The sequence below is a fragment of the Microbacterium sp. Root53 genome (assembly GCF_001426925.1).
Lineage (GTDB): Bacteria > Actinomycetota > Actinomycetes > Actinomycetales > Microbacteriaceae > Microbacterium.
Map to the genome: position 1 here is coordinate 25,668 of NZ_LMFR01000003.1, position 26,580 is coordinate 52,247.

Sequence of the window (26,580 nt, forward strand, 5' to 3'; positions counted from 1 at the left end):
TCGATCTCACGCTATCCGACGGCGTCGCCATCGGCCGTTTCGGGGGCGTCGAGCCACGCGCGCACGTCGTCGCCGTGCTCGTCGAGCGCGGGGGCCGCGCGGCGCGGCGGCTCGAACGCCGGGTGCCACAGCACCGGATGGCGCACCTGCCGCCCGTGCGAGACGCCCGCGTCGTCGACCACCTCGATCGTGGGCTCGAGGCCGATGCGCTCGGCGAACGCGAGCCCGTCGGCGATGTCGCCCGCCTGTCCCGCGGGCACGCCCGCCGCCGTGAGGCGCTCCTGCCACTCGGCCGCGGTCGCCGTCGCGAGCGCCGCCTCGAGCGCGTCGCGCATCTCGGCGCGGTGGGCGACGCGATCCGAGTTCGTGCGGAAGCGGTCGTCCTGCGCCAGCTCGGGGATCCCGAGCGTCTGGACGAGCTTCGCGAACTGGGCGTCGTTGCCCGCCGCGATCGCGAGGGGCCCGTCGGCGCAGCGCAGCAGCTCGTACGGCGCGATCGACGGATGCACGTTGCCCAGGCGGGTGGGGGAGACGCCCGCGCCGAGGTACGCCGACGCCTGGTTCGCGAGCGCTCCCTGCAGGCTGGACAGCAGCGACACCTCGATGCGCGATCCGAGGCCCGTGTGCTCCCGCCGCCGCAGGGCCGCGAGCACGCCGATCACGGCGTCCTTGCCCGTGAGGACGTCCACGAGCGCGACGCCGACCTTCATGGGGTCGCCGTCGGGCTCGCCCGTGATGTGCATGAGGCCGCCGAGCGCCTGGACCACGAAGTCGTAGCCGGGCAGCTGCGCGCCCCCCGCCGAGCCGAACCCCGTGACGGACACGTAGATCACGCCGGGGTTGTCGCGCGCGACGTCGTCGTAGCCGAGCCCGAGGCGGTCGAGCGTGCCGGGGAGGAAGTTCTCGATCACGACGTCGGCGCGCGCCGCGAGGCGCCGCGCGCGCTCCACATCGGCCGGGTCCTTCAGATCGAGCGCGACGGACTCCTTGTTGCGGTTCACGCCCTCGAAGTAGGTCGCGGCGTGCGGGCTGTAGGGCGGGCCCCACGCGCGGGTGTCGTCGCCCGCGCCGGGCCGCTCGACCTTGATCACCCGGGCGCCGAGGTCGGCAAGGGTCATGGTCGCCAGGGGGCCGGCGAGCACGCGCGAGAAGTCGGCGACGAGGAGGCCCTCGAGCGGCGCCGGCGCGGTCGTCATGAGGATGAGCCTAGGCCGCGAGGCGGCGTCGTTCTCAGTGTGCCGACGACGAGACGTCGATCGTGTGGAGCCCCGCCGTGTGCCAAGCGCGGAGGAGGTCCTGATCCCCGCTGACCGCGACACTGTCATCGCTCATGATCAGCACGGCGGTCGCGCAATGCACCGCGTCGTAGCCCCGCAGGGCATGCGCGGCGCCCAGCGCAGCCGCGTGCCGGATGAGCGCATCCGACGGGGTGATCGATGTGACCTGGCTCCATAGCTCCTCGAACGCGTCGATCGCCGCGAGGTGCTGCGGGTCGGAGAGACGATCGCGCCGGTGCGCCTGCGCCAGCGCGGTATGAACCTCGACGTACGTGAGTGCCGTGCTGGCGATCCGGTGCGCGGAATCCCACGCCCTGGCGCACCGCTCGCTCGCCGGTTCGTCGATCAGCAGCGGGACCACGGCGGATGTGTCGAAGTACGCGAGCACGTCAGCGACGCTGGTCGGCGATGAGGTCGCTGACGATGCCGTTCGCCTTGATCGGCGGCGGCAGCGGACGCCGGGGGCTCGTCGGCAGTCGCACGTATCCCTCGCGAATGAGCCGTTCGAGCCCGGACTCGTCGCCGATGGGCACGATCTTGGCGATCGGCCTTCCGTGATCCGTGACAGTGATCTCAGTGCCCTCGCGCACCTCGGCGAGATGGCGACTGAGTCCGTCGCGCAGCTCCCGGATCCCGATTGTGGCCACATTCATGAGGCCATTGTAGCCACTTCAGCCGACCTCATGGAGGGCGTCGAGGTAGGCGTGGAAACCGGCGACTATCGACTGGGTCTCCGCGACGAGCTGCGCCGGATCGAGGCGGCGTCGGTAGATGTCCGCTTCAAGGGGATGGCACCCGTGGCGGATGTGATCCGCTTGCGTTCGTCGCGCGTGATCGTGAAGTCGGAGGCCGCGTCCCTCACGTCCTGTTCGACCGGACAGTCAGGTCGCCCATGCCGCGGTCTGTGTGGCCGTCGAAGTCGAGGCCGAGGAAGCTCATCCGCGCCACTCCTCGGCGAGCAGGCCGTAGTTCATGCCGTCCATCCACTCGCCCGAGCGGTGCAGGCCGGTCTTGCGGCTGTGCTCCTCGCGCCGCATCCCGAGGCGCTCCATGACCCGCCACGACGGCTCGTTCGCGGCGAAGCATCCGGCGTGGACCCGGCGCAGGCCGAGCTGCGTGAAGCAGGCGCCGATCACGGCGCGCAGGGCCTCCGTGGCGTAGCCGCGCCCCTGGTGGGCGGGGTCGAGGGTCCATCCGAGCTCGGCCTGCACGCCGCGGCCCTGCTCGGCGACCTCGGCCTGCGCCCAGCCGTCCTCGATCCGGAGCATGACGTCGCCGATCAGCTGGTCCTCGCGCTCGATCACGAGCTGGTCTGAGGGAGGTATGGCCTCTTGTAGCCGACGAGTACGTCAGGATCTGGGATCTCCCAGGTCTCCGAAATACTTTCGGTTGACGAGCGATAGCTGAGTGTTAACCGCGCGCGCAGTTTGACGCGAGAATTCAGTCATGCCTCCCCACATGATCCCCGCCCGCCCCCGCAAGGGCGCGAACGGATCCGAGCGGCGGGTGTTCGACGCGTTCGCCTCGGTCCGCGGGCATGACGACTGGATCGTGATCCACAGCCTGCAGCTGCGACGGCATGCCACGCAGTTCCAGGGAGAGGCCGATTTCCTCGTCCTCGTGCCCGGGCGCGGGATCGTGGTGATCGAGGCCAAGAGCCCCGAGTACGTCTCGTACCGCGACGGCGAGTGGATGCTGGACCGGGTGCCGAACCCGGGCAAGAGCCCGTTCGATCAGGTCGACGGGGCGATCCGGAGCCTGCGCGGGTTCCTGGCTCGGCGCGAGATCCTCGTCGGATCCGAGCCGATCGCGCGGCTCGTGTGGTTCACCTCGCTCGGGCGCCACCAGTTCGAGACGCACGGCGACATGCAGTTCTTCGAGTGGGAGCTCGCGTTCCGCGACGACCTGCGCCGCCCGGAGGCGCTGATCGAGAAGGTGCTCGCCGAGCACGATGCCTGGTACCGCACGGTCGACGGGGTCGCGCACGACCCGGCCGTGATGACCGGCGATCACGTCTCGACGATCGCGCGGGCCCTGCTCGGCGACCTCGAGGGCGGGCGCACGCTCGCCGACCGCAAGCTCGAGCGGCTCGACGACGAGCAGCGACTGCTGAAGTCGCAGGCGCGCATCCTCGACGCGGTCGCCCGCAACGACCGGATCTACTTCGAGGGCCCCGCGGGCACCGGCAAGAGCCACCTCGTGATGAGCGCCGCGAAGCGCCACGCGGGGCACGGCGCGCGCGTGCTCGCCGCATGCTGGAACGAGCTGATGGCCGACGAGCTGCGCGACCGTCTCGGTCGCCACGCGGCCATCCACGCCACGAGCCTGAACGCGCTCATGCTGCGGATCGCCGGCCTCGAGGCCAACCCGGTCGACGCGGACAACGCCTGGTACACCGAGCGCCTGCCGCAGCTCGCGATCGAGGCGCTCCGCGCGGCGCCCGACCGGCACGCGTACGACGTCGTGTGCATCGACGAGTTCCAGGATGTCGCGGGCCTGCCGGGCGTCCTCGCCTTCCTCGACGAACTGGTCGCGGATGACGCGAAGCTGGTGCTCGCCGGCGATCGGCGACAGCAGATCCTGCGGCCGTCGACCACGCACGTCGATCCGTTCGCGGTCGCGCGCGAGCACTTCCCGGGACTGATGCACGTCTCGGTGGACCAGGGCGTGCGTCAGGTCGCGGCGCTCGCATCCGGTGCCGAGGAGCTGCTCAGCCGCCGGTTCGGATACTCCAGCCACCGCCTCGTCACGAACGACACGGGCGCCCTGTCGATCGTCCCCGTCGGGACCGACAACGCGGGCGCCGAGCTCGCGCGCTCCCTGCGCGAGCTGCTCGAGCATCATCAGGCGCACGACGTGGTGATCCTCAGCCCGTTCGGCGAGCGGCACTCGCTCGTCGGCCGCCTGCTCGCCGCGCCGAACTTCACGAAGGACGAGAAGTGGCTGCGTGCTCAGCTGCGGCCGCTCGTGGGCGCGGCGGACGGCGACGCGCATGGACGTGTGCGCTGGGGATCCATCGGCAAGTTCAAGGGTCTCGACGCCGAGGCGGTCATCCTGACCGACGTCGGCGACGCGGGCATCGCGTTCGCGCGGGAGCACGGACTGTCGTGGTTCGACCTGCTCTACGTCGGGCTCACGCGGGCGCGCTACCGCTGCGTCGTCGTCGCGGGGTAGGCGCCATCGCGCCCTGCGTCAGAACGGCGGATCCCCGTCCGCCGCGGCGGTGGCGACGAAGCGGACCGTGGGTGGCGGCTGTTCGTGGAGCACCTGGCCGGTGGGGGTGATCCACACCATGACGCCGTTCTCGTTGCGGCAGCCCCAGCGGCCGTGGTGCTTGAGCACGTGGTGGGCTCGGCAGAGCGCGGCCAGGTTGCAGACGTCGGTGGCGCCGCCCTCGCTGTAGGGGACCGTGTGGTCGATGTCGCATCGCCGGACCGGGCGGCGGCAGCCGGGGAAGCGGCAGTGCTCGTCGCGCGCGGTGAGGAACCGGCGCTGCTCGGCCGTGGGGGTGTAGGTGTCGACGGCGGTGAGGGCGCCGGTCTGCGGATCGCGGAAGAGCCTCGCCCAGGTGTGCGCCCGGCCGGCCAGGCGGCGGGCGGTCTCGGGGGCGACGGTGCCGACGCGCGTCGCGTGCGCGGGCTGGTCGTCGGCCCCGGCGATCACCTCGGCGGGCACGGTCACGTGCACGACCGCGCGGATCTCGTCGAGGCCCTCGCCCGCCGCGGTCGGCGTCGCGGTCAGGAGCATGTCGGTGACGACGTCCGCCCGGATCTGCGCGAGCGTGCGCGGATCCTCGTCACCCTCGCCGGTGCCCGTCTTCACCTGGCGGGCGATCGCGTTCGACCGGTCGTCGATGCCGGCCGCGAGCGCCGCGTCGACGAGCAGCTGGATCAGCGCCATGCCGTCCTGCTCGGGCGTCACCCACATCCCCCGGCGCTCGTTCGCCGCCTCGTGGCGCTCCGCGATCGTCTGCGGCTGCAGCCGTTCGGCGATCGCCTGGCAGATCGGGCGCAGCCTGCCGGCGGTGGTGTCGGTGAACTGGAGCGCGATCTCCTCATACCGGGCGCGGAGCTCGCCGTCGTCGAACCGGCCTCCCTCGTCGCAGACGACGCGGGCCTGAGCGGCCGTGATCCGGGACTCCGCCAGGGCCGTGAACGTCGCCGGGAAGCGCTCGATCATGATCGCGGCGTCGTCCATCTTCGCGCGCATCGAGGTGTCCGGCACGCGCGTGACGGCCGCGAGATCGGCCGCCATCGACCGGATCGGCACCTGGTACGAGGACGGGCGGCCCGGCATCGCCGACATCACGTCCTGCGCGATCGCGTAGGCCTGCGCTTGGAGGGTCGCCTCCATCGCCGCCAGGCCCGCCTTGGCGCTCTCGACATAAGCGAGGCCCGCCTTGATGGCCAGCACCTGTTCGCGCTGCGCGTCTGAGAGATCCCAGCGCTGGTCGAACGGGTTGGTGGCCATGAAGCCAGTATAGAACGAATGTTCGAATGTCGCAAGAGATCTTGTGGGGAGGTTCGGTCGGTTTCGACTCGCTTCGCTCGCTCAACCAGCACAGAGGGCTCGCTCAACGAGCACAGAGGGGCACGCTCAACCAGCACAGAGACGAGGAGGGATGCGGATCAGTCCACGGCCTCGCCGGCGAGCACCTTCGCCGCCAGGCGCTCCTCCTCGCTGACCTCCCAGACCTCCCACGCGGAGTGCAGCGCCAGAAGGATGATCAGGCAGCCCAGGATGAGGTCGGGCCATCCGGACGACGTCCAGGCCGTGATCGCCGCCATCGCGATGATCGCGACGTTCACGAGCACGTCGTTGCGCGCGGACAGGAACGCGGCGCGGCTGAGGGACCCGCCGTGATGCCGGACCCGGGCGAGCAGGACGGCGCTCAGCCCGTTCACGACGATCGCCCCGATCGAGGCGAGCACCACAGGCAGCACCTCGGGAGCCTCGGGCGCAAGGAAGCGCTGCACGGCCTCCCACGTCGCGAACCCCGCCGGCGCCAGGATCAGCACCGCCATGACCTTGCCCATCAGCGCGCGACGGGCGAGGGCCCAGCCGAGCGCGATGAAGATCAGGAGGTTGATCGAGGTGTCCTCAAGGAAGTCGACGCTGTCCGCGAGCAGCGATACCGAGCGGGCCTGCAGCGCGACGACGAACTCGACGAAGAAGTAGGCGAGGTTCAGCAGCGCGACCGTCAGCACCGCGCGGCGGATGCGGCGGCGGAGGTCGGCCCCGTCGTCGGCAGCGGGCGTCATGGTTCGACGGTAGTGGGGCGGGGGATGCCGTGACCGGGCTCCGGGGCTTTCGACTCGCTTCGCTCGCTCAACCAGCAGAGGAGGAGGGTCGTTCGACCAGCACCGGGGGAGAGGGAGCTCCCGCGTCCGCGAGACCTAGACTGGGCGGGTGATCGATCCCGCTCTGCTCCGCGACAACCCCGACCTCGTGACCCGCTCGCAGGTGGCCCGCGGGCACTCGCCCGAGACCGTGACCGCCGCGGTCGAGGCCGAGAAGGCGCGTCGCGCCGCGATCGCCGCGTTCGAGGAGCTGCGCGCAGAGCAGAACGCGTTCGGCAAGCAGGTCGCGAAGGCCCCGAAGGACGAGAAGGCCGCGCTCGTCGCACAGGCCAAGGACCTGGCGAACCGGGTCAAGGATGCGCAGCAGGCCGTGACCGAGGCCGAGGCCGCGTTCGCCGATGCGGCCGCCCGGATCGAGAACATCGTGCTGGATGGCGTGCCCGCCGGCGGCGAGGACGACTACGTCGTGCTGCGCGAGGTCGGCGACGTGCCGGCGTTCGACCCGGCCGAGTTCCCCGACGGCCCGCTCGACCACCTGGCCCTGGGCGAGAAGCTCGGCGCGATCGACATGGAGCGCGGCGCGAAGGTGTCGGGCGCGCGGTTCTACTTCCTCAAGGGCGTCGGCGCGCGGCTCGAGATCGCGCTCATGAACTACGCGCTCAGCAAGGCGCTCGAGGCCGGCTTCACGCCCATGATCACCCCCACGCTGGTGCGCCCCGACATCATGGCGGGCACCGGCTTCCTCGGCGCGCACGCCGACGAGATCTACCGCCTCGAGGCCGACGACCTGTACCTGGTCGGCACGAGCGAGGTCGCGCTCGCCGGGTATCACAAGGACGAGATCCTCGACCTGTCGGACGGTCCGCTGCGCTACGCCGGATGGTCCACCTGCTACCGCCGCGAGGCGGGTTCGCACGGCAAGGACACCCGCGGCATCATCCGCGTGCACCAGTTCAACAAGCTCGAGATGTTCGTCTACACGACGCCCGAGGATGCGGCCGCCGAGCACGAGCGCCTGCTCGCCCTCGAGGAGGAGATGCTTCGCTCGCTCGGCCTCGCGTACCGCGTGATCGACACGGCCGCGGGCGACCTCGGCTCGAGCGCCGCGCGCAAGTACGACACCGAGGCGTGGGTCCCGACGCAGGGCGCGTACCGCGAGCTCACGTCCACCTCGAACTGCACCACGTTCCAGGCGCGCCGCCTCGACATTCGGCACCGCCCGGCGTCGAAGGATGGCGGGGGCGCCGCGAAGACCGAGCACGTCGCGACCCTCAACGGCACGCTCGCCACGACGCGCTGGATCGTCGCGCTGCTCGAGACGCACCAGCGCCCCGACGGCTCGGTCGTCGTGCCCGAGCCGCTCCGCCCCTACCTCGGCCTCGACGTGCTGGAGCCGATCGCGTGACGGACGAGCGCGTGGCGGGTCGCCGGCTCCTCGTGGCGCTCGACCTCGACGGCACGGTGCTGCTCGAGGACGAGTCGTTCAGCCCGCGCGTGCGCGAGGCCGTGCGCCGCACGGTCGACGCCGGGCACATCGTGACGATCGCGACCGGGCGCAGCTGGGAGGCGACGTCGTACATCCTGCACGCGCTCGGCATCCTGCCCGAGTTCGTCGTGTGCTCGAACGGGGCGGCCATCCTGTCGCGCGACACCACGCAGGAGACCGGCTACGCGCGGCACACGACCGAGACGTTCGACCCGACCGAGGTGCTGACGCTGCTCGAGAAGCACCTGCCCGACGCCAAGTACCTCGTCGAGCTCGCGGACGGATCGCGCCTCTACACGCACTACGTGGACGACTGGGGCCTCGAGCGCGACACCGCGAAGCACGTCGAGATCGACGACATGAAGGGCCGCCAGGTCGCCCGCGTCGTGGTCGTGTCGCCCGAGCATTCCGAGGACGAGTTCGTCAGCCTGGTCGAGCAGATCGGCCTGCACCACGTGTCGTACTCCGTGGGCTGGACCGCGTGGCTGGACATCGCGCCGCAGGGCGTCGACAAGAGCACCGCGCTCGAGCAGGTGCGCGAGTGGGAGGGCGTCGCCCCGTCGGATGTCGTGGTGATCGGCGACGGACGCAACGACATCGGGATGTTCCAGTGGGCGTCGGGACACGGCGGTCGCGCGTTCGCGATGGGGCAGGCCCCGGATGAGGTCATCGCCGTCTCGACGGACCTCACGGGAACGGTCTACGAGGGCGGCGTCGCGCAGGCGCTCGACACGCTGCTCGAGACGGCGGCCGCGCCGAGCTGAGCGGCGGCACGTTACCTGGGTTTCGACTCGCGCTGGCGCGCTCGCTCAACCAACATGTGGGCGGGACTGCCCGTGCTGCTCGAGCGAGCGAAGCGAGTCGAAACCGTTGAAGCAACCCAAGCGTCAGAGGGCGATCTCGACCAGGCGGGTGCGGAAGCGCTCGAGGCGCTCAGGGTCGATCTCGACGCCGAAGCCCGCGCCGGTCGGCACGTCGACGACGCCGTCGTGCATCCGGATCGGCTCGGTGACGATGTCCTCGGCGTAGAAGCGGTCGGATCCGGAGATGTCGCCCGGCAGCGTGAAGCCGGGCAGGGCCGCGAGCGCGGCGTTCGCGGCGCGGCCGATGCCGGTCTCCAGCATGCCGCCGCACCACACCGCGATTCCGTGCGCGCGGGCGAGGTCGTGGATGCGGCGCGCCTCGAGATAGCCGCCCACGCGCCCCGGCTTGATGTTGATGACGGCGGCGGCGCGCAGCGCGATGGCGTCGGCGGCCGCCTCGGCGGACACGACCGACTCGTCGAGGCAGATCGGGGTGTGCAGCAGCCTCGCCAGTTCCGCGTGCTGCCGGATGTCCGCCTCGCCGAGCGGCTGCTCGATCAGCAGCAGCCCGAACTCGTCGAGCTGGCGCAGGTGCGCGGCGTCGACGAGCGTGTAGGCCGCGTTCGCGTCGACCTGGAAGGGCAGGTCGTCGCCGAACGCGCGCCGGACGGCCGCGACGTGCGCGACATCCGCCCCGGGCCGGATCTTGAGCTTGATGCGCGCATAGCCCTGCTCGATGTACCCGCCGATCACGCGCACCGTCTCGTCGCCCGAGTCCTGGATGCCCACCGAGACGCCCGACGGGACGGTCGTCCGGACGGCGCCGAGGTACGACGCGAGCGAGCGGCCCTCGGCCCGCAGCTGCGCGTCGAGCACGGCCATCTCGACCGACGCCTTGGCCATCTGGTGCCCCACGATGCGCCGCAGGTGGTGGGCCACGGTCTCGGCCGTGAGGTCGTCCACGGCGGCGAGCAGAGGAGCGAGCCAGCGCTCGATGACGTCGGCGGCGCCGTCCAGGTACTCGGGGGAGTAGATCGGGCGGTCGAGCGCGACGTTCTCGCCCCATCCGGTCACGAGCTCGCCCGAGGCGGTCTCGAGCTGCGCCTCGACCAGGAAGCAGTGCTTGACGGTCTGCGTGCCGAACGACGTGGTGAACGGCGCGACGAGCGGCATCTCGAGGTGGTGCAGCCGGATGGCGCGGAGCTTCATGGGGTTCCTTCCGTGGGTTGGTCGGCGCGGCGCAGCACGTACTGCCCCGCGTCGGTGAAGCCGTCGACGCCCCATCCGGTCGCGAGCAGGTCGGTGAACGCGGCGCGGGTCTCGGAGCGCCAGCGGCGGGCCGCCTCCGGATCCGTGCGCCGCAGCGCCTCGATGTCGGTGGGCGTGGCGAGGAGCGCGGGCCCGTCGCCGCTCGGCCGCGCGTAGGCGGACGGGACGTCGCCCTCGTCGGCGATCGCGTGCGCCCCGTCGACCTCGACCGCGCCGCCCCGCTCGGGCGGCGTGCGCGTCAGATCCCAGCGCACGAGCATGCGGTCGGAGTCCTGGCCCGCGTTGATCGCGTCGCGCATCTCGCCGTAGAGCGACGGAAGGTACTCGGCCGGGCGCGCGCCGAGCGTGCGGATGTTGAAGTGCGCGTTGCGCCGGACGAGCGGATCGAACGTCCACGTCATGGCGTCGATCCCGCACTCGAGGCACCACGCGCGCTGCGCCAGCTTGATCGCGCGGCCCGCCCCGCGGCCGGCGGCCTCGGGGAGCAGGCCCACGATGTGCGAGTGGAACGGCGTGCCGGGCGGCCCGCAGAAGCCCATCGCGGCGCCGACCGGCTCGTCCTCGCGCAGCGCCAGCGTGACGGGGTTGCCGGCGTGGGTGAGCGCGACCAGCAGCGCGGGATCGAGCATCTCGGCGCCCGTGCGCCCCCACACCCGGCCGAGTACCTCGGACACGCTCCGGCAGGCGGCCGCGTCGTGCGCCTCCTCGAGCAGGATGCCCGCCCGCGCGAGCGCTTCGTCCGCGAGGGCGCGGGCCGCGGCGGCGACGTCGGCGGGCGGATGCATATCCCCAGCTTCCCACTCCCGCCCTGGCTCCATGACGCTGCGAGCCGCCCCGGTTCACGCGCCCGGCGTGCGGCGGATATCGTCGGTAGGACACCCTGACGCGCACCGAGGAGAGGCGACACATGACGGATCGCGACACCGCCCTCGCCCGTCGGGCGCCCGCCGAGGTCGACGGGCTGCTGGAGTGGGCGCGCGACAGCCTGCCGCAGATGCTCACCGACATGGAGCACCTCATCCTGTGCGAGTCGCCGACCGGCGACCGGGAGGCGATCGCGCGATCGGCCGATCTCGTGTCGGCGATCGGCACGCGCATCCTGGGCTTCGGGCCCGAGCGTCTTGTGATCGACGGGTTCACGCATCTGCGCTGGCACATCGGATCGCCGGCCCCCGAGGCGCCGCGCGTGCTCGTGCTCGCGCACCACGACACGGTGTGGCCGCTCGGATCCATCGAGACGCACCCGTTCTCGATCCAGGACGGCGTCATGCGCGGCCCCGGGTGCTACGACATGATCGCGGGTCTGGTGATGGGCCTGCACGGCATCGCGGCGCTCGGGCACATGGACGACGCGGCGGTGACGCTGCTCGTGACCGGCGACGAGGAGATCGGTTCGCCGTCGTCGCGCGACCTGATCGAGCAGGAGGCGCTCGGCTGCGTCGCGTCGCTCGTGCTCGAGTCGGCGGAGGGCCGCGCGCTCAAGATCGGTCGCAAGGGCGTCTCGCGCTACCGGATCGACATCACCGGCCGCGCGGCGCACGCCGGCCTCGAGCCCGAGAAGGGCATCAACGCCACCGTCGAGATGGCGCACCAGATCGGCGCCGTCACCGCGATCGCCGATCCCGCGGCCGGCACCTCGGTCGTCCCCACGGTCGCCAAGGCCGGGACCACGACCAACACCGTCGCGGCCCACGCCTCGTTCGAGGTGGACGCGCGCGCCTTCACGGCCGCCGAGCAGCACCGCGTCGACGAGGCCATCCGCTCGCTGACGCCGGTGACGGGCGCCGTCATCCACGTGGACGGCGGCGTGAACCGCCCGCCGATGGAGCGGTCGTCGGCCGAGGGCGTGTGGGCGCGGGCGCTCGAGGTGTCGCACCGGCTCGGGCTGCATCTGCCCGAGGCGGTCGTGGTGGGCGGTGCCTCCGACGGCAACTTCACGGCCGGCATCGGCGTGCCGACGCTCGACGGGCTCGGCGCCGTGGGCGGCGGCTCGCACGCGGACCACGAGCACGTGATGGTCGGCGAGATCCCCGAGCGCACCGCGCTGCTCGTGGCGCTGATGCGGGATCTGCTGCGCGTCGACGCGTGATCGCCCGGCATCCGCTCGTCCACAGCGGATGCCCGTGCGCCGTTCAGGGCCCGCCCAGAGCTCGCGGGCACAATGACGAGAAGGCCTGTCGGATAGACTCGACGCCTGTTCGGCAGGGGAGACCCTGCTCCAGGAGGGTTGTCCGAGCGGCCGAAGGATCTGGTCTTGAAAACCAGTGGGCAGCAATGTCCCGTGGGTTCGAATCCCACACCCTCCGCGGAATGACGGCGGCGGGGTGCGAGCACTCGGGGGAGCCGCCGGCAGGATCACCGCGCCCCAGCGGTGCGATGAGAGGAACACCCGAGTGAGCGAGACGTCCCCGCGGCGCCCCGGCCGGCGCACCATCGCGCGCCACGGACACCTCTCCCAGCCCAGCCTGCTGAGCCGCGTGATGCGCTGGCTCGGCATCGCCATGGCGTGCGTGCTGGTCGCCGGCGTCGGCGTCGCCGCCTACGCCGCCTGGGACTTCTCGGCCACGTTCGCGGCCGACGCGCAGGAGCTCGAGGGCCAGGACACCTCGCCGCCCGACATCGGCCAGCTCGTGAACGACGAGGGCGTCGACCTGCTGCTCACCGGCATCGACATCTGCGAGTGGGACTCGCACGAGAAGTTCGGCGACCGCTGCCCGACCGAGCGCTCGGCCTACGGCGACGATGGGCGGCAGCTCGAGGCCGGCCTCAACGACGTCAACCTGCTCGTGCACATCTCGCCCGAGCCGCGCAAGGTCTCGGTCGTGGCGTTCCCCCGCGACCTCATGGGCCCCATGCCAGAGTGCACCAACTCGGAGACCGGCGAGGTCACGCCCGCGTCGGATCGCCGCATGCTCAACGAGGCCTACGCGGCCGGCGGCCTCGCGTGCGTCGCGAAGTCGATCGACAGCATCACGACGCAGTATGACCCCGAGCTCGCGATCGACTACGCCGCGACCGTGACGTGGAACGGCGTGATCGAGATCACGAACGCGCTCGGCGGTGTGGAGGTCTGCGTCGACCAGACGATCAACGACGTGGACGCCGGGATGCTCTACCTCGAGCCGGGCACGCACACGCTGGTCGGTGAGCAGGCGCTCGCCTTCCTGCGGTCGCGCCACGGCGTCGGCGGCGGCGACCTCGCGCGCATCAGCAACCAGCAGGTCTACATGTCTTCGCTGGCGCGCAAGCTCATGAGCGCCGAGACGCTCACGAACCCGGGCACGCTTCTCAGCCTCGCGCGGACGACCGTGAGCAACGTCGACCCCAGCGCCCAGCTCACCCCCATCACGCTCGTCCAGATCGCCATGGCGGCGAGCTCGGTGCCGCTGTCGGACATCGAGTTCCTCCAGTACCCGGTGCTCGAGGACCCGCTCGACCGCAACCGCGTGGTGTCGGACGAGGCCGCCGCTGCGCAGCTGTTCGGCCTGATCTCGGCCAACCAGTCGGTCATCCCGGAGGAGCAGGTCGCCGCTTCGCCGGAGCCGTCGCAGCCCGAGGCTCCGGTGGAGTCGGAGACGCCGACGCCCGAGGTCAGCGAGACTCCGACCGCCACGGCCGCGCCCGCCCCGGGCCGCACCGCCGAGGACACCAGCTGCTCCAACCCCATCGGCTGAGACCCTCGTTTTCGCCCTCGTGCGGCGAGCGGTTACTATGGAGGGACTGCGCCCGCGAGGGCGCGCGGTCCTTCGGGAGCTCCCGAGGGCCAGGAGACGTCGCATAGTCAGGCCTAGTGCACCACCCTGCTAAGGTGGAGTCCCCTTAATGGGGACCGAGGGTTCAAATCCCTCCGTCTCCGCGGAAAAGCCCCGGTCATCCGGGGCTTTCTCGTTGGCGCGCTACCCGGGTCCATGATCTGCACAACAAAGGACGATCTCGCACGCGAATCTGCTGAACCGTGCAGATCTCCTCGCCTCATGTCGGCCGCGTCCTGCAGATCGATGCGATGTCCGACGCCGGGCCTGCAATGGACGGGCCCCGCGAGCCACTGCCAGCCCTCGCCCCTCCCGCGCAACCCTCTGGCCAAGGCCATGTCCCGGGGACAGAGTGGGAGCGAGTCGGAGCTCCTTCGCCGGCTCGGAGGGACGGCAGATGGCGAGCGAGACATCGTTCTGGGTCGAGGGCCCCGGGCGGGGTCGGCTCCGCACCGCGGAAGTGCGGGAGCCCGGCGACGGCGAGGTCCGCGTGCGCACGTGGTTCACCGGCATCAGCCGTGGGACGGAGGCGACGGTGTTCCGCGGCGAGGTGCCCGAGCGGGAGCGCGAGCGCATGCGCGCGCCGTTCCAGGAGGGCGACTTCCCGGCGCCCGTCAAGTACGGCTATCTGAACGTCGGCGTCGTCGAGCACGGTCCCGCGGCGCTCAGGGGCAGGGCCGTGTTCACGCTCGTCCCGCACCAGTCGGTCTTCGTCGTGCCCGAGACGGCCGTCACGCCGGTCCCCGAGGGCGTGCCGCCGCGGCGGGCCGTGCTCGCGGGCGCCGTGGAGACGGCCGTCAACGTGCTGTGGGACGCCGCTCCGCTCGTCGGCGACCGGATCACGGTGGTCGGCGCGGGCATGATCGGCTGCGCGGTCGCGCGGCTGGCGCAGGGCATCCCGGGCGCCGACGTGGTCGTGGTGGACCGCGACACCGGGAAGGCCGACGTCTGCGCCGCCCTCGAGGTCCCGTTCCGGACCCCGGACGACGCCCCTGAGGAGCGCGACATCGTGATCGACACCAGTGCGTCGGAGGACGGGCTGCGGCTCGCCCTGCGGACGGCCGCGACCGAGGGGGAGATCATCGAGGCCAGCTGGTTCGGCGCGCGCGAGGTGAGCCTGCCGCTCGGCGAGGACTTCCACTCGCGACGGCTCACCATCCGCTCGAGCCAGGTCGGCCTCGTGGCCCCGCGCCGCCGTGCGACGCGGACGCCCGCGACACGGCTCGCGCTGGCGCTCGAGCTGCTGCGAGACCCGGCGTTCGACGCGCTCCTCACCGGCGAATCGCCATGGACGAGCCTGCCCGACGTCATGGCGGGCATCGCGGACGGCAGCCTTCCGGGGCTCTGCCACACGATCAACTGGCGAGACGGCAACTGGCGAGACGGCACCTGGCAAGGCGGCGACGGGACAGGCGGATGACCTACACGCTCACGGTCCGCGATCACATGATGGTCGCGCACAGCTTCACCGGTGACATGTTCGGGCCGGCGCAGCGACTGCATGGCGCCACGTTCGTCGTGGACGCCGCCTTCCGCGCCGCGGCGCTGGACGACAACGGCGTCGTGGTCGACATCGGCCGCGCGTCCGACGTGCTGCGCGGCATCCTGTCGTCGCTGACGTACCGCAACCTCGACGACGATCCGCGCTTCGTCGGCGTCAACACGACGACCGAACGGCTGTGCGCGTTCATCGCGGAGCAGCTCGCGACCGCGGCGCGCACGGGAACGCTCGGAAGGGATGCCGGCGACCTGCACGGGATCGCGGTCACGCTCCACGAGTCGCACGTCGCGTGGGCGTCGTACGAACTGGAGCTGTGATGGCGACCACGACCTTCGTGGTGCCGACCGGCGTCGACGATCCGGCCCGAGTGAGCGGCGGGAACGTCTACGACCGTCACGTGCGGGACGGCCTGGCGCACGCGGGCTGGGAGGTGCGGATGGCCGAGGTCGCGCCGGGCGCGGACCGGGACGTGCGGCGCGCCCTCGCGACGGTGCCGGACGGCGGGGTCGCGCTGGTGGACGGCCTGATCGCCGGGGTGTCGGCGAGCGCGATCGAGGACGAGGCTCGCCGCGTGCGCGTGGTCATCCTGGCCCACATGGTCGTCGACGCGTTCCCCGGCGCGGATGCGGCCGCGGTCGACGGGCAGTGGCGCGCGCTGCGCGCGGCGCACCGGGTGATCGCCGTGAGCGAGTGGGCCGCGGCGCAGTTCACCGCGGGCGGGATCCGCGACGTCGTCGTCGCGACGCCGGGCGGCGCCCCGGCCGAGGTGGCGACCGGCACGCCGGGAGGCGGCGAGCTCCTGTGCGTGGGCGTGCTCGCGCCGCACAAGGGGCAGGATGTGCTCGTCGACGCGCTGGCGCGCCTCGTCGACATCGAGGGCTGGCGGTGCACGCTGGCGGGCGCCACCGACGTGGAGCCGGACTTCGCCGAGGCGCTGAGGGCACGCTCGCGCGCGGCCGGCGTCGCCGAGCGCGTCGAGTTTTCCGGCGTCCAGTCGGCCGCGGGTCTCGAGCGCATCTACCGGCGCAGCGACGTGCTGGTGGCGCCGTCGCGTGCCGAGGCGTACGGCATGGCGATCACCGAGGCGCTGGGGCGCGGCATCCCGGTCGTCGCCAGTCGTACGGGCGGGATCCCCGAGGCCGTCGACCCGGACGCCGCGATCCTCGTGAGACCGGGGGACGTCCGCGCGCTCGCCGACGCCCTGGACCGATGGATGTCCGATCCGGCGCTGCGGCGCGGGCTCAAGGACGCGGCCGTCCGCGCGCGCTCGCGCCTGCGCGGCTGGCGGGACACGGTGACGCGGATCTCGTCCGCCCTCCGGGAGGAGGAACCATGACCGGATCGCGCGAGACGGACCGTCGCAGCCGCCCCTACGTCACGCTCAGCTGCGCCATGTCGCTCGACGGCTGCGTCGACACCGCCGCGCCTCACCGCCTGGCGCTGTCGAACGAGGCCGACTTCGACCGCGTCGACCAGCTGCGCGCGGACAGCGACGCCATCATGGTCGGCGCCTCCACGGTGCGGCGCGACAACCCGCGGCTGCTCGTGCGCAGCGAGGAGCGCCGCCGCGCCCGGGTCGAGCGCGGGCTCACGGAGTCGCCCGCCAAGGTCACCGTCACGGCGACCGGCGATCTGCCGGCCGACTCCTCGTTCTTCACGGCGGGCGACATCGAGAAGCTGGTTTACTGCCCCGCCGGGGAAGCCGACCGGATCTCCCGCGCGCTCGGCGACCGGGCGACGGTGGTCGGGCTCGGCGCGGAGGTGTCGATGACGCTCGTGCTGGAGGACCTCGCACAGCGCGGCATCGGCCGGCTCATGGTCGAGGGCGGCGGGCGGCTCCACACCCAGTTCCTCGTCGAGCGGCTCGCCGACGAGCTCCAGCTCGTGGTCGCGCCCTTCTTCGTGGGCGAGGCGGGCGCGCCCCGGTTCGTCCGTCCGGGACGGTTCCCGTGGGACGAGGGCCACCGCGCCCGGCTGCTCGACACCCGGCCCATCGGCGACGTGGTCCTGCTGCGCTACGCGCTCTCCGCGCGCTGCCCGGCGAGCGTCGCGGACGAGGTCGCGCGCGTGCAGGCGAGTTCGCCCGTCCCGTAGACCCGCGCCGGCTCGCGCCGCACAGGGAGGCGCATCGCGGCGTGGGAGCGGTTTTACAGCGCCGACATGTGCGCCTGACCCGGGGGTAACGGCCGGCGCCTAGCGTCGCGGGTGGCGGGGCCGACGGCGGACCCGGCAGAGAGGAAGCGGCGATGGAACACGAAGGCCGGCAGGCGGCGGAGACGATCGAGCGGGGCATCGGCCGGCGCGGGCTCCTGCAGGCGGCGGCGGCCGTCGGCGCGGGCACCGCCCTCGCGCTGGGGGCGACTCGGCCCGCGGCGGCCGCGCCGGTCACCGGACGGGCGGATGCGTACACCGGCGTCCTCCAGCCGGGCCGGGGCCGCATCGACGGGGACGTGTACCTCGGCTCGGAGCCCGACGAGGTGCTGTGGGGCTACGTCCCCTCCGTGCACGCGTCGCCGACGGCGCGCATCCGGTCGGGGCAGACCGTGACGATCGACGCGGTCTCGCACGAGGGCATCCTGGAGGATCAGGGGCGCGACCCGGTCGCCTACTTCGCGGAGCACGGCTTCTCGCGCCGCGAGGTGCTCGACGACGCGGTCGCGATCGCCTCCGGGTACACGCGCACCCCGCGCGACTTCGACCGCGACGGGCCCCACGTCGTCACCGGGCCGGTGTTCGTGGAGGGCGCCCAGCCGGGCGACGTGCTCAAGATCGAGACGCTCGAGGCGCGCCCGCGCGTGCCCTACGGCGTGATCTCGTCCCGGCACGGAAAGGGATCGCTCGCCGTCACGTCGAACGGGGCGCCCGCCGGCATCACGCTCGACGAGGTCATGCCGCCGGTCGAGACCGACGGGCGGTCGACGGGCATCCCGACCGAGTACGGCAACGTGTCGGTGCTCGCCAGCGTGCAGGGAACAAGCGCGGTGGTCGGCTCGGGCGCGAGCCGCGCGAAGTTCCCGCTGCGCCCGTTCTTCGGGATGATGGGCGTCGCGTTCTCGCAGAACACCGAGCCGACCGCGCCGGAGGCGAACTCCATCCCGCCGACGCTCGGCGGCGGCAACATCGACATCAGCCTGCTCGGACCGGGGTCCACGTTCTACGTCCCCGTGAGCGCCGAGGGCGCCCTGTTCTACGTCGGCGACCCGCACATGGCGATGGGCGACGGCGAGGTCGCGCTCACGGCGATGGAGGGATCGCTGCGCGGGACCTTCCGGCTCACGGTCTGCAAGCCCGGTTCGGGCGACGCGCCGTCCGTCGCGTTCACATACCCGTTCGCCGAGACCGAGGACCTGTGGATCCCGATCGGCCTGTCGGATCCGAACGGCTCGGTCGACGGGCAGATCAACGACCTCGACATCGCCATGCGCCGCGCGGTCGTGAACGCGCTGGACTTCCTGCAGCACGACCTCGGGATGGACCGCGCGATCGCGTACGCGTACCTGTCGGCCGCCGCCGACTTCGTCGTGTCGCAGGTCGTCGACCGCACGGTCGGCGTGCACGGCAAGATCCGCAAGTCCGACATCGGCTGAGCGAGCCGCGACGAGAAGCGGGCCCCCGTCAACCGGCGGGGGCCCGCTTTCATGGTTGCGGCTGCTAAAGCGTGGCGGCGAAGGGGTCGAAATCGGCGTCGAGGGAGCCGACCTCGGCGAGCGTGCTCTGCACCTCGACGAAGCCGCGGGCCTCGGCCGACTCCTCGATCGCGAGCAGCGTGTCGAGCACGTGGTAGCCGAACTCGCCCGTGGCGACGTGGGGGCGGTCATCCTGGATCGCGCGGACCATGTCGAGCAGGCCCAGGCCGCGCCCGGTCAGGATGCCCTCCTGCTGCACGTCGACGACCTCCTGTACGACCGGCTCGGGCGGCACCACGTGGCGCTCCAGCTTGCGCGTGATCGTGATCGGGCCGCCGAACGTGTTCGGGTCGGGGATCACCAGGGTGCCCTCCGTGCCGGTGACCTCGACGATGCCGTGGCGCAGCAGGGGCGAGTCGGTGCTGTACAGGCTCTGCGCCTGACCGCCCTGCTCGAACTCCATCAGCACCTGCAGTGTCGAGGGGATCTCGACCGGAAACTCGTGCCCCGCGTACTCGCCGACCTGCACGAAGCGGGTCGGGGTGCCCTGCAGGCCGAGCGCCGCGACGGATGCGACCGGGCCGAACACGTGCACGAGCGTCGAGACGTAGTACGGACCCATGTCGAGCAGCGGGCCCGCGCCCTTCGCGTACAGGAACGCGGGGTTGGGGTGGAAGATCTCCGGGCCCTGCCACTGGAACGTCGTCTGCGCGAACAGCGGGCGGCCGATGTCTCCGCGCGCGATCACGCGCTTGGCCGTCTGCACGCCCGGGCCGAGCACGGTGTCGGGCGCGACGCCGACGCGCCTGCCGGCCGCGGCGGCGGCGTCGAGCAGGCGCTGCGACTCCTCGCGGTTCACGCCGATCGGCTTCTCGGTCCAGACGTGCTTGCCCGCGGCCACGATGGCTTCGGAGACCTCGACGTGCACGGCCGGGATCGTGAGATTGACGACGATCTCGATGTCGGGGTCGTTCAGCACGAGGTCGGGCGTGCCCGCGCGCGGCACGCCGTACCTGTCGGCCTGGGCGCGGGCACGCTCCTCCACGAGGTCGCCGACCGCGAGGACGCGGACATCCGGGAACTTCGTGAGGTTCGTCAGGTACTGGTCGCTGATGTTGCCGGCGCCGATGATGCCGACGCCCACGGGGGCGGCCATCAGGCGTCGACCTTCTGGTCGAGGCCGAGACCGCTCAGGAACGCCCGGCTCTGCTCGATCGCGTCGTAGATGTCGCCGCCGCGGGAATCGGCGTCGTAGTGGTCGAACTCGACGATCGCGACCTCGAGCGCGGTCGCGGCGGCGATCGCCTCCGCGAGCGGCACGGCGCCCTGGCCCGCAGGCACCTGGTCGGCCGGGGGATAGGCGGCGACCTGCTCGGGGTCGAGTGTGCCGTCCTTGACGTGCACGGCGATCACGCGGTCGCCGAGCGTGCTCAGCAGCGTGGGGGAGTCGACGCCGGCGCGCGCCACCCAGTACAGGTCGACCTCGAGCACGACGCGCTCGTCGAGCAGGTCGGCGAGCACCTCCAGGCCCGTCCTGCCGTCGAACGTGGCCTCGAGCTCGTGTGCATGGTTGTGGTAGCCGACGCGGATGCCGTGCTGCGCGCCGATCTCGGCGGCCGCGTTGAGCAGTCGCGCGGTCTCCTCGATCTGCTCGCGGCTCTCCCAGCGTGCGGGCTCCGTGTAGGGGTCGATGACCGTGTGCATGCCGAGCACCTTCGCGGCCGCGAACACCGTCTCGGGCGAGGGGACCGGCACGGTCGTGCCGCTGCCGTCGGGGTTCACGAACGAGGTCGAGGCCAGGAACGCGTGGCCCGTCGGCGCCGCGAGGCCGTGGGCCTGCAGCGCCGCGGCGAGCGGCTCGGCGCGTCGCACGAAGTCGTAGGGCTCGACCGACGTGAAGCCGCGCGCGGCGACCCAGGCGAGCGTGCCCTCGAGGTCGGCCTCGAGCGCGGCGTTGACGGTGAACAGCTGGATGGACGTCTGGACCGGCATCGGTCGCGCTCCTTCGGGGTCGTCTTCGACAGGGGCCCTGGGCCCCGGATGGCATCACGGTAGCAGAAAAACCTCCACATGGAGGATTTGAGTTCGCTAGCATGACGGCGTGACCGACGAGCAGCCCGCATCCGCCGCGCGCGGCCCCTATCCGAAGGGGATCGCGCGCCGCCGGGAGATCCTGGACCGGGCGATCGAGGTGTTCGCGCGGCGTGGCTCGAAGCGCACCAGCCTGCGCGCGATCGCCGAGGAGGTCGGCGTCACGCACGCCGCGCTGAAGCACTACTTCGGCTCGCTCGACGAGCTTCTGGTCGAGGTCTACCGGGCCTCCGAGACGGGCGGCGCGCGACCGCGCCATCCCGAGGGGGCGACCCCTGTCGAGGTGATGCGCGACGCCGCCACCCGCAACCGCGAGGTCCCCGGGCTCGTGCAGCTCTACTCGACCCTCGTCGCCTCCGCCCTGGAGGAGGAGCACCCCGCGGCCCGGGAGTTCGCGACCGAGCGCTTCGCGCGGCAGCGCGAGACCCTCGCCGAGCGGGTCCGCCGCAATCAGGCGGAGGGGCGCATCCGGCCCGACGTGGACCCGGTCGCGGTCGCGGCGCTCGCGATCGCCGCGTCGGACGGCCTGCAGACCCAGTGGCTGCTGGATCCGGATGCGCCGCAGGAGGCCGCGCTCGCGCTGCTCGACGAGCTGCTCGCGCCGCCGGCGGATCCGTCCTGACGCGTTCCCAGCAACCTCCCGCCGCGATCCGAACCGCGTCGCCTAGCGTGAGAGGCACCCGGCGAGAGGAACGTGACGCGTGAACCTGATCGACATCGTCGTGATCGCGCTGCTGATCGGCGCGCTCGTGGTCGGCGCGCGCGTCGGCTTCTTCGCGGGCCTCGGCGGGCTCGCAGGCCTGTTCCTCGGCGGGCTCGCGACCCCCTGGGTCGTGCCCCTCGTGAACGACGCCGTCACCAACCGCGAGTGGCGCGGCACGGCCGTTCTCGTCGCGGTGGTCGGGCTGCTCGTGGTCGGCGCGGCGCTCGGCACCGCGGTCGGCCGGCTGCTGCGGCACGGCGCCGACAAGATCAAGCTCAAGGCGGTCGAGCGCCTGCTCGGCGGTGCGCTCGGCGTGCTCGTGACCGCGCTCGCGCTCGCAGCGGCGGGGACCGCGATCGGCACCGCCGGCATCCCGGTGATCTCGTCGTCCGTGGCGTCCTCGAGCGTGCTGCGCGCGATCGACCGCGCGACCCCTCCGGCCCTCGCGAGTGCGTTCGCCGAGTTCCGCTCGGTCGTGCTGGACGACACGATCCCGACGATCGGCGGCCTCGTGGACCCGGGGCAGGACGTGCCCGAGCCGACGGTCGATCCGGGAAGCGGCGCGCTCGCCGCGGCATCCGGATCCGTCGCCCGCATCTCGGGCGTCGCGTACGCGTGCGGCGTGAGCTCGACCGGATCGGGCTTCGTCGTCGCCGAGGACCGGATCGTGACGAACGCGCACGTGGTCGCGGGCGTCGAGTCCGTGGTCGTGGAGCTGCCGAACGAGCCGGCCCGTGACGGCGTGGTCGTGTACTTCGACCCGGCCGACGACCTCGCGGTGATCGCGGTCGACGTCGACGCGGCGGCGCTGCCCGTGGTCGACCCGCTCGCTGAGGGCGACTCGGCCGCCGTGCAGGGATACCCGCACGGCGGCCCGTTCGAGACCGAGCCCGCGTCGGTCGTCTCGGTCGGCACCATCACGGCCCAGGACATCTACGGCGGCGGCGGATCGGACCGCGAGATCTACGCGCTCGCCGCGGAGGTCGTTCCCGGCAACTCGGGCGGGCCCCTGCTCACCCCGGAGGGCGAGGTCGCGGGCGTGGTCTTCGCGCGCGACGAGGCCCGCGCCGACATCGGCTATGCCATGACCACGACCGAGCTCGGCCCCGTGCTCGACGGCATGGCCGGGTTCGACGCCCCCGTGGCGACGGGGGAGTGCACCGCCTGACGTCGGTGCGCCGGCGCTCGCTCCGCTCGACGACCGGGGGTGGTCCACGCGCTGCGGGCGGGGCAGGATGGCCGCATGCCCGAATCGCCCGAGGTGGATGCGCTCGCCGGGTTCCTGCGCGCGACCGCGACCGGCCGCGTGATCGCCGGGATCGAGCTGGAGGAGTTCCGCGCGTGGAAGTCGCGTGAGAGGCGCCCCGAGCAGCTGCACGGTCGCAGGGTCACCGGCGTGCGGCGGTTCGGCAAGCATGTAGCGCTCGACACCGATGGGCCGAGCCTGCTGATCGGGTTCGGCCGCGCGGGCTGGGCCCGCTGGCGCGAGGACGGCGACCCCGAGCCCGACGACGCGCCGCCGGCGATCGCCCGGATCGGGTTCGAGGACGGCGCGGAGCTGGCCGTGAGCGACGCGGGGGAGTGGCTGTCGCTGAGCCTCACGGTGACCGATGACCCCACGAGCGAGGCGTCCATCGCGAAGCTCGGACCGGATCCGGTGAGCGACGCCTTCACGCGCGAGGTGTTCGACCGGATCACGGGCCGCCGCCGCAAGCAGCTCAAGGCGCTGCTGCAGGAGCAGGAGTCGCTCTCGGGCATCGGCAACGCGTACTCGGACGAGATCCTGCACGTCGCGAAGCTCGCCCCCACGGCGCACGCCGCGGCGCTCACCGAGGACGAGCGCGTGCGCCTCTTCGCCGCGATCCGCGAGGTGCTCGGCAGCGCCTTCGTCGCACGCCGGGACATCCCGATCGACCGGCAGAAGGCCGAGAAGGTCGCGGCGATGCGCGTGCACGGGCGCACGGGCGAGCCGTGCCCCGTGTGCGGCGACGAGGTGCGTGACGTGCCGGGCTCCAAGGGCAACGCGCAGTACTGCGCCACGTGCCAGAACGGCGGGGTCCCGCTCGAGCGGTGACCCGGGGTCGTCCGGTGCCGTCCGGCCCTTATGAGCGCCCGGAAGGGCCGATCCGCACCGATTCTCGATCGCGGGGCGCGTGAGGCAGACTCGACGGGATGCCCTCCACCCTTCTCGAGTCCGTGCGCGCGACGGACGGCGACCCCGACGGGATCTACGACGCGTTCGTGCAGTGGGCCGAGGGCGAGGGGCTGAGCCTCTATCCGGCCCAGGACGAGGCCGTGATCGAACTGGTGTCGGGCGCGAACGTGATCCTCGCCACCCCCACCGGCACCGGCAAGTCGCTGGTCGCGATCGCGGCGCACGCCGTGGCGCTCGCGCGCGGCGGCCGCACGTACTACACGGCGCCCATCAAGGCCCTCGTGAGCGAGAAGTTCTTCGCGCTCGTCGACATCTTCGGACCCGAGAACGTGGGCATGGTGACGGGCGACTCGTCGGTCAACCCGGATGCGCCCATCGTGTGCTGCACGGCCGAGATCCTCGCGAACCTGGCCCTGCGGCAAGGCGCCGACGCCGACGTCGACCAGGTCGTGATGGACGAGTTCCACTACTACGGAGACACGGATCGCGGATGGGCGTGGCAGGTTCCGCTGCTGCTCCTGCCGCGCGCCCAGTTCCTGCTGATGAGCGCCACGCTCGGCGACACCACGGAGATCCGCGCCGACCTCAGCCGCCGCACCGGCCGGACGACCGCGCTGGTCGCGGGAGCCGAGCGCCCCGTGCCGCTGCACTTCTCGTACGAGAAGCGCGCGGCGCACGAGCTGGTCGAGAGCCTGCTCGAGGAGCGCGAGACGCCCGTGTACATCGTGCACTTCGCGCAGGCCGCGGCCATGGAGCGCGCTCAGGCGCTCGCGAACGTCAAGGTCGCCACGCGCGAGCAGCGCGACGCGATCGCCGAGGCGATCGGCGGGTTCCGCTTCACCACGAACTTCGGCAAGACGCTCTCGCGCCTCGTGCGCGCGGGCATCGGCGTGCACCACGCGGGCATGCTGCCGCGCTACCGCCGCCTGGTGGAGACGCTCGCGCAGCGCGGCCTGCTGCGCGTGATCTGCGGCACGGACACGCTCGGCGTCGGCATCAACGTGCCCATCCGCACCGTGCTGATCTCGGCGCTGTCCAAGTACGACGGGACCCGGATGCGGCGCCTGTCGGCGCGCGAGTTCCACCAGATCGCGGGCCGGGCCGGCCGTGCCGGCTACGACACGCACGGCAACGTCGTCGTGATGGCGCCGGACCACGAGATCGAGAACGAGCAGGCGCTGCGCAAGGCCGGCGACGACCCGGCCAAGCGCAAGCGGATCCAGCGGAAGAAGGCGCCCGCCGGCTTCGTGTCGTGGAGCGAGGCGACGTTCGAGAAGCTCGTCGATGCCGAGCCCGAGCCCCTCACGCCGCAGCTGCAGATCACGTCGGCCATGATCATCAACGTCATCGGACGCGGCGGCGACGTGTTCGCGAACGTGCGGTCGCTGGTGTTCGACAACCACGAGCCGCGCGCCCGCAAGTACGCGCTCGCCCGACGCGCGATCGCGATCTTCCGCACCCTCCGCGACGCGGGCATCGTCGAGGTGACGGGCGCGGGCGACATCCGACTCGTCGTCGAGCTGCAGCCGAACTTCGCCCTCAACCAGCCGCTGTCGCCGTTCGCGCTCGCCGCGATCGAGCTGCTGGATCCCGAGGACGCGCCCGGATCCGCCGGCACCGGCCACTACGCGCTCGATGTGGTCAGCGTGATCGAGGCGACGCTCGACGACCCGCGCGCCATCCTGTCGCAGCAGGAGTTCAAGGCGCGCGGCGAGGCCGTCGGCGCCATGAAGCGCGAGGGCATCGAGTACGACGAGCGGATGGCGCTGCTCGAGGATGTCACGTACCCGAAGCCGCTCGCGGAGCTGCTCGCGCAGGCGTTCGAGGTGTTCGCGACCAGCCAGCCGTGGGTGCGCGACTTCGAGCTGAGGCCCAAGTCGGTCGTGCGGGACATGTTCGAGCGCGCCATGAGCTTCGCGGAGTTCGTCTCCTGGTACCAGCTCGGCCGCAGCGAGGGGCTCGTGCTGCGCTACCTCAGCGACGCGTATCGCGCCATCCGGCAGACCGTGCCGGCTGAGGCCCGCACGGAGGAGCTGCTCGACATCATCGAGTGGCTGGGCGAGCTGGTGCGGCAGGTCGACTCGAGCCTCGTGGACGAGTGGGAGGCCCTGGTCTCGGAGCAGGACGCCCACGGGTCGGACGAGCCCGTGGTGCCGCCCGCGCCGCCGTCGCTCACCTCGAACCGCCGCGCGTTCACGGTGCTGGTGCGCAACGAGATGTTCCGGCGCGTGCAGCTGGCGGCCCGGGAGGCCGACGACGAGCTGGTCGAGCTCGACCCGGATGCCGGCTGGCCCGAGGCGCTCGACGCGTACTTCGCCGAGCACGACTCGATCGGCATCTCGGGCGCCGCGCGCTCGCCGCAGCTGTGCCGGATCACGGAGGCCCCCGGCACGTGGACCGTCGAGCAGGTCATCGACGACCCCGAGGGGAACCACGACTGGCGCATCCGCGCCGAGGTCGACCTGGCGGAGTCGGATGAGGTGGGCGCGGCCGTGGTGCGCGTGACCGAGGTCGCGCGCCTGTAGCCCGTCGGCGGCTTCGACGCGTTTCGACTCCGCTTCGCTCCGCTCAACGACCGGGAGTCGACGGCCTGACTGCCGGCGCCGTCAAGGAGTAG

General features: G+C 72.2%; 24 protein-coding genes and 2 tRNA genes. 16 read left to right on the plus strand and 10 right to left on the minus strand.

The window, feature by feature from the left end; all coding sequences use genetic code 11:
- Positions 1-11 precede the first annotated feature (11 nt).
- From ASD19_RS02460 to ASD19_RS02475, 4 genes are all read right to left on the minus strand, one after another.
- On the minus strand, positions 12-1,196 hold the full coding sequence (locus ASD19_RS02460; RefSeq protein WP_055988486.1) for a CaiB/BaiF CoA transferase family protein: 1,185 nt from the start codon (positions 1,194-1,196) through the stop codon (positions 12-14).
- Between the two features lie 34 nt (positions 1,197-1,230).
- On the minus strand, positions 1,231-1,665 hold the full coding sequence (locus ASD19_RS02465) for a type II toxin-antitoxin system VapC family toxin (RefSeq protein WP_055988487.1): 435 nt from the start codon (positions 1,663-1,665) through the stop codon (positions 1,231-1,233).
- A gap of 1 nt (position 1,666) precedes the next feature.
- Complete coding sequence (locus tag ASD19_RS02470; protein ID WP_055988489.1) at positions 1,667-1,930, minus strand: type II toxin-antitoxin system Phd/YefM family antitoxin; 264 nt, start codon at positions 1,928-1,930, stop codon at positions 1,667-1,669.
- Positions 1,931-2,212: 282 nt separating this feature from the next.
- A complete protein-coding gene (locus ASD19_RS02475; protein ID WP_082542916.1) occupies positions 2,213-2,602 on the minus strand; it encodes a GNAT family N-acetyltransferase in 390 nt (129 codons plus the stop codon).
- 121 nt (positions 2,603-2,723) lie between these two features.
- Here ASD19_RS02475 and ASD19_RS02480 point away from each other — a divergent pair, with 121 nt between their 5' ends.
- Positions 2,724-4,451 carry a nuclease-related domain-containing DEAD/DEAH box helicase gene (locus ASD19_RS02480; protein WP_082542917.1) on the plus strand — a complete coding sequence of 576 codons (1,728 nt, stop codon included), beginning with the start codon at positions 2,724-2,726 and terminating at the stop codon, positions 4,449-4,451.
- A gap of 18 nt (positions 4,452-4,469) precedes the next feature.
- On the opposite strand, the gene ASD19_RS02485 is transcribed toward ASD19_RS02480, so the two are convergent.
- Together ASD19_RS02485 and ASD19_RS02490 are read right to left on the minus strand one after the other, a co-directional pair.
- Positions 4,470-5,747 (minus strand): HNH endonuclease signature motif containing protein, encoded by a 1,278-nt coding sequence (locus tag ASD19_RS02485; protein WP_055988495.1) that lies wholly within the window; start codon positions 5,745-5,747, stop codon positions 4,470-4,472.
- 158 nt (positions 5,748-5,905) lie between these two features.
- Positions 5,906-6,538, minus strand: coding sequence for a cation transporter (locus ASD19_RS02490; RefSeq protein WP_055988497.1), 633 nt, complete (start codon positions 6,536-6,538; stop codon positions 5,906-5,908).
- 148 nt (positions 6,539-6,686) lie between these two features.
- Between ASD19_RS02490 and serS the strand changes: the two genes are divergently transcribed.
- Both serS and ASD19_RS02500 read left to right on the plus strand, forming a co-directional pair.
- A complete protein-coding gene (gene serS, locus ASD19_RS02495) occupies positions 6,687-7,982 on the plus strand; it encodes a serine--tRNA ligase (RefSeq protein WP_055988499.1) in 1,296 nt (431 codons plus the stop codon).
- The gene (locus ASD19_RS02500; protein WP_055988502.1) at positions 7,979-8,827 is read left to right on the plus strand and encodes an HAD-IIB family hydrolase; all 849 of its coding nucleotides are present in this window, start codon (positions 7,979-7,981) and stop codon (positions 8,825-8,827) included. Before serS ends, ASD19_RS02500 begins: the two co-directional genes overlap by 4 nt.
- A 123-nt stretch (positions 8,828-8,950) precedes the next feature.
- On the opposite strand, the gene menC is transcribed toward ASD19_RS02500, so the two are convergent.
- Together menC and ASD19_RS02510 are read right to left on the minus strand one after the other, a co-directional pair.
- Positions 8,951-10,075 carry an o-succinylbenzoate synthase gene (gene menC / locus ASD19_RS02505; protein WP_055988504.1) on the minus strand — a complete coding sequence of 375 codons (1,125 nt, stop codon included), beginning with the start codon at positions 10,073-10,075 and terminating at the stop codon, positions 8,951-8,953.
- Positions 10,072-10,920 carry a hypothetical protein gene (locus tag ASD19_RS02510; protein WP_055988506.1) on the minus strand — a complete coding sequence of 283 codons (849 nt, stop codon included), beginning with the start codon at positions 10,918-10,920 and terminating at the stop codon, positions 10,072-10,074. Before ASD19_RS02510 ends, menC begins: the two co-directional genes overlap by 4 nt.
- A gap of 122 nt (positions 10,921-11,042) precedes the next feature.
- Between ASD19_RS02510 and ASD19_RS02515 the strand changes: the two genes are divergently transcribed.
- The 9 genes from ASD19_RS02515 (at position 11,043) to ASD19_RS02555 (ending at position 18,975) form a co-directional block, all read left to right on the plus strand.
- Entirely contained in the window at positions 11,043-12,224 is a 1,182-nt protein-coding gene (locus tag ASD19_RS02515) for a M20 family metallopeptidase (protein WP_082542918.1), read from the plus strand.
- 132 nt (positions 12,225-12,356) lie between these two features.
- Positions 12,357-12,441: transfer RNA gene (locus tag ASD19_RS02520), tRNA-Ser, on the plus strand.
- Between the two features lie 87 nt (positions 12,442-12,528).
- Positions 12,529-13,809: an LCP family protein gene (locus tag ASD19_RS02525; protein ID WP_055988508.1), complete on the plus strand. Its 1,281-nt coding sequence runs from the start codon at positions 12,529-12,531 to the stop codon at positions 13,807-13,809.
- A gap of 92 nt (positions 13,810-13,901) precedes the next feature.
- A tRNA-Ser gene (locus ASD19_RS02530) sits at positions 13,902-13,991 on the plus strand.
- Positions 13,992-14,284: 293 nt separating this feature from the next.
- A complete protein-coding gene (locus tag ASD19_RS02535; RefSeq protein ID WP_055988509.1) occupies positions 14,285-15,307 on the plus strand; it encodes a zinc-dependent alcohol dehydrogenase in 1,023 nt (340 codons plus the stop codon).
- Positions 15,304-15,705: a 6-pyruvoyl trahydropterin synthase family protein gene (locus tag ASD19_RS02540; RefSeq protein WP_055988511.1), complete on the plus strand. Its 402-nt coding sequence runs from the start codon at positions 15,304-15,306 to the stop codon at positions 15,703-15,705. Before ASD19_RS02535 ends, ASD19_RS02540 begins: the two co-directional genes overlap by 4 nt.
- Entirely contained in the window at positions 15,705-16,724 is a 1,020-nt protein-coding gene (locus ASD19_RS02545) for a glycosyltransferase family 4 protein (protein ID WP_055988514.1), read from the plus strand. The genes ASD19_RS02540 and ASD19_RS02545 overlap by 1 nt, the downstream gene beginning before the upstream one ends.
- Positions 16,721-17,482, plus strand: coding sequence for a RibD family protein (locus ASD19_RS02550; RefSeq protein ID WP_055988516.1), 762 nt, complete (start codon positions 16,721-16,723; stop codon positions 17,480-17,482). Before ASD19_RS02545 ends, ASD19_RS02550 begins: the two co-directional genes overlap by 4 nt.
- A 152-nt stretch (positions 17,483-17,634) precedes the next feature.
- Positions 17,635-18,975, plus strand: coding sequence for an acetamidase/formamidase family protein (locus ASD19_RS02555; RefSeq protein WP_055988517.1), 1,341 nt, complete (start codon positions 17,635-17,637; stop codon positions 18,973-18,975).
- Positions 18,976-19,039: 64 nt separating this feature from the next.
- On the opposite strand, the gene ASD19_RS02560 is transcribed toward ASD19_RS02555, so the two are convergent.
- Both ASD19_RS02560 and ASD19_RS02565 read right to left on the minus strand, forming a co-directional pair.
- Positions 19,040-20,170 carry a Gfo/Idh/MocA family protein gene (locus ASD19_RS02560; protein ID WP_055988520.1) on the minus strand — a complete coding sequence of 377 codons (1,131 nt, stop codon included), beginning with the start codon at positions 20,168-20,170 and terminating at the stop codon, positions 19,040-19,042.
- Positions 20,170-21,006: a sugar phosphate isomerase/epimerase family protein gene (locus ASD19_RS02565; RefSeq protein WP_055988522.1), complete on the minus strand. Its 837-nt coding sequence runs from the start codon at positions 21,004-21,006 to the stop codon at positions 20,170-20,172. The genes ASD19_RS02560 and ASD19_RS02565 overlap by 1 nt, the downstream gene beginning before the upstream one ends.
- Positions 21,007-21,115: 109 nt before the next feature.
- Between ASD19_RS02565 and ASD19_RS02570 the strand changes: the two genes are divergently transcribed.
- From ASD19_RS02570 to ASD19_RS02585, 4 genes are all read left to right on the plus strand, one after another.
- Positions 21,116-21,727: a TetR/AcrR family transcriptional regulator gene (locus tag ASD19_RS02570; RefSeq protein WP_055988524.1), complete on the plus strand. Its 612-nt coding sequence runs from the start codon at positions 21,116-21,118 to the stop codon at positions 21,725-21,727.
- Positions 21,728-21,806: 79 nt separating this feature from the next.
- Positions 21,807-22,976 carry a MarP family serine protease gene (locus ASD19_RS02575; RefSeq protein ID WP_055988526.1) on the plus strand — a complete coding sequence of 390 codons (1,170 nt, stop codon included), beginning with the start codon at positions 21,807-21,809 and terminating at the stop codon, positions 22,974-22,976.
- Positions 22,977-23,051: 75 nt separating this feature from the next.
- On the plus strand, positions 23,052-23,882 hold the full coding sequence (locus tag ASD19_RS02580; protein WP_055988528.1) for a DNA-formamidopyrimidine glycosylase family protein: 831 nt from the start codon (positions 23,052-23,054) through the stop codon (positions 23,880-23,882).
- Between the two features lie 98 nt (positions 23,883-23,980).
- Complete coding sequence (locus ASD19_RS02585; RefSeq protein WP_055988529.1) at positions 23,981-26,488, plus strand: DEAD/DEAH box helicase; 2,508 nt, start codon at positions 23,981-23,983, stop codon at positions 26,486-26,488.
- Positions 26,489-26,580: the final 92 nt, after the last annotated feature.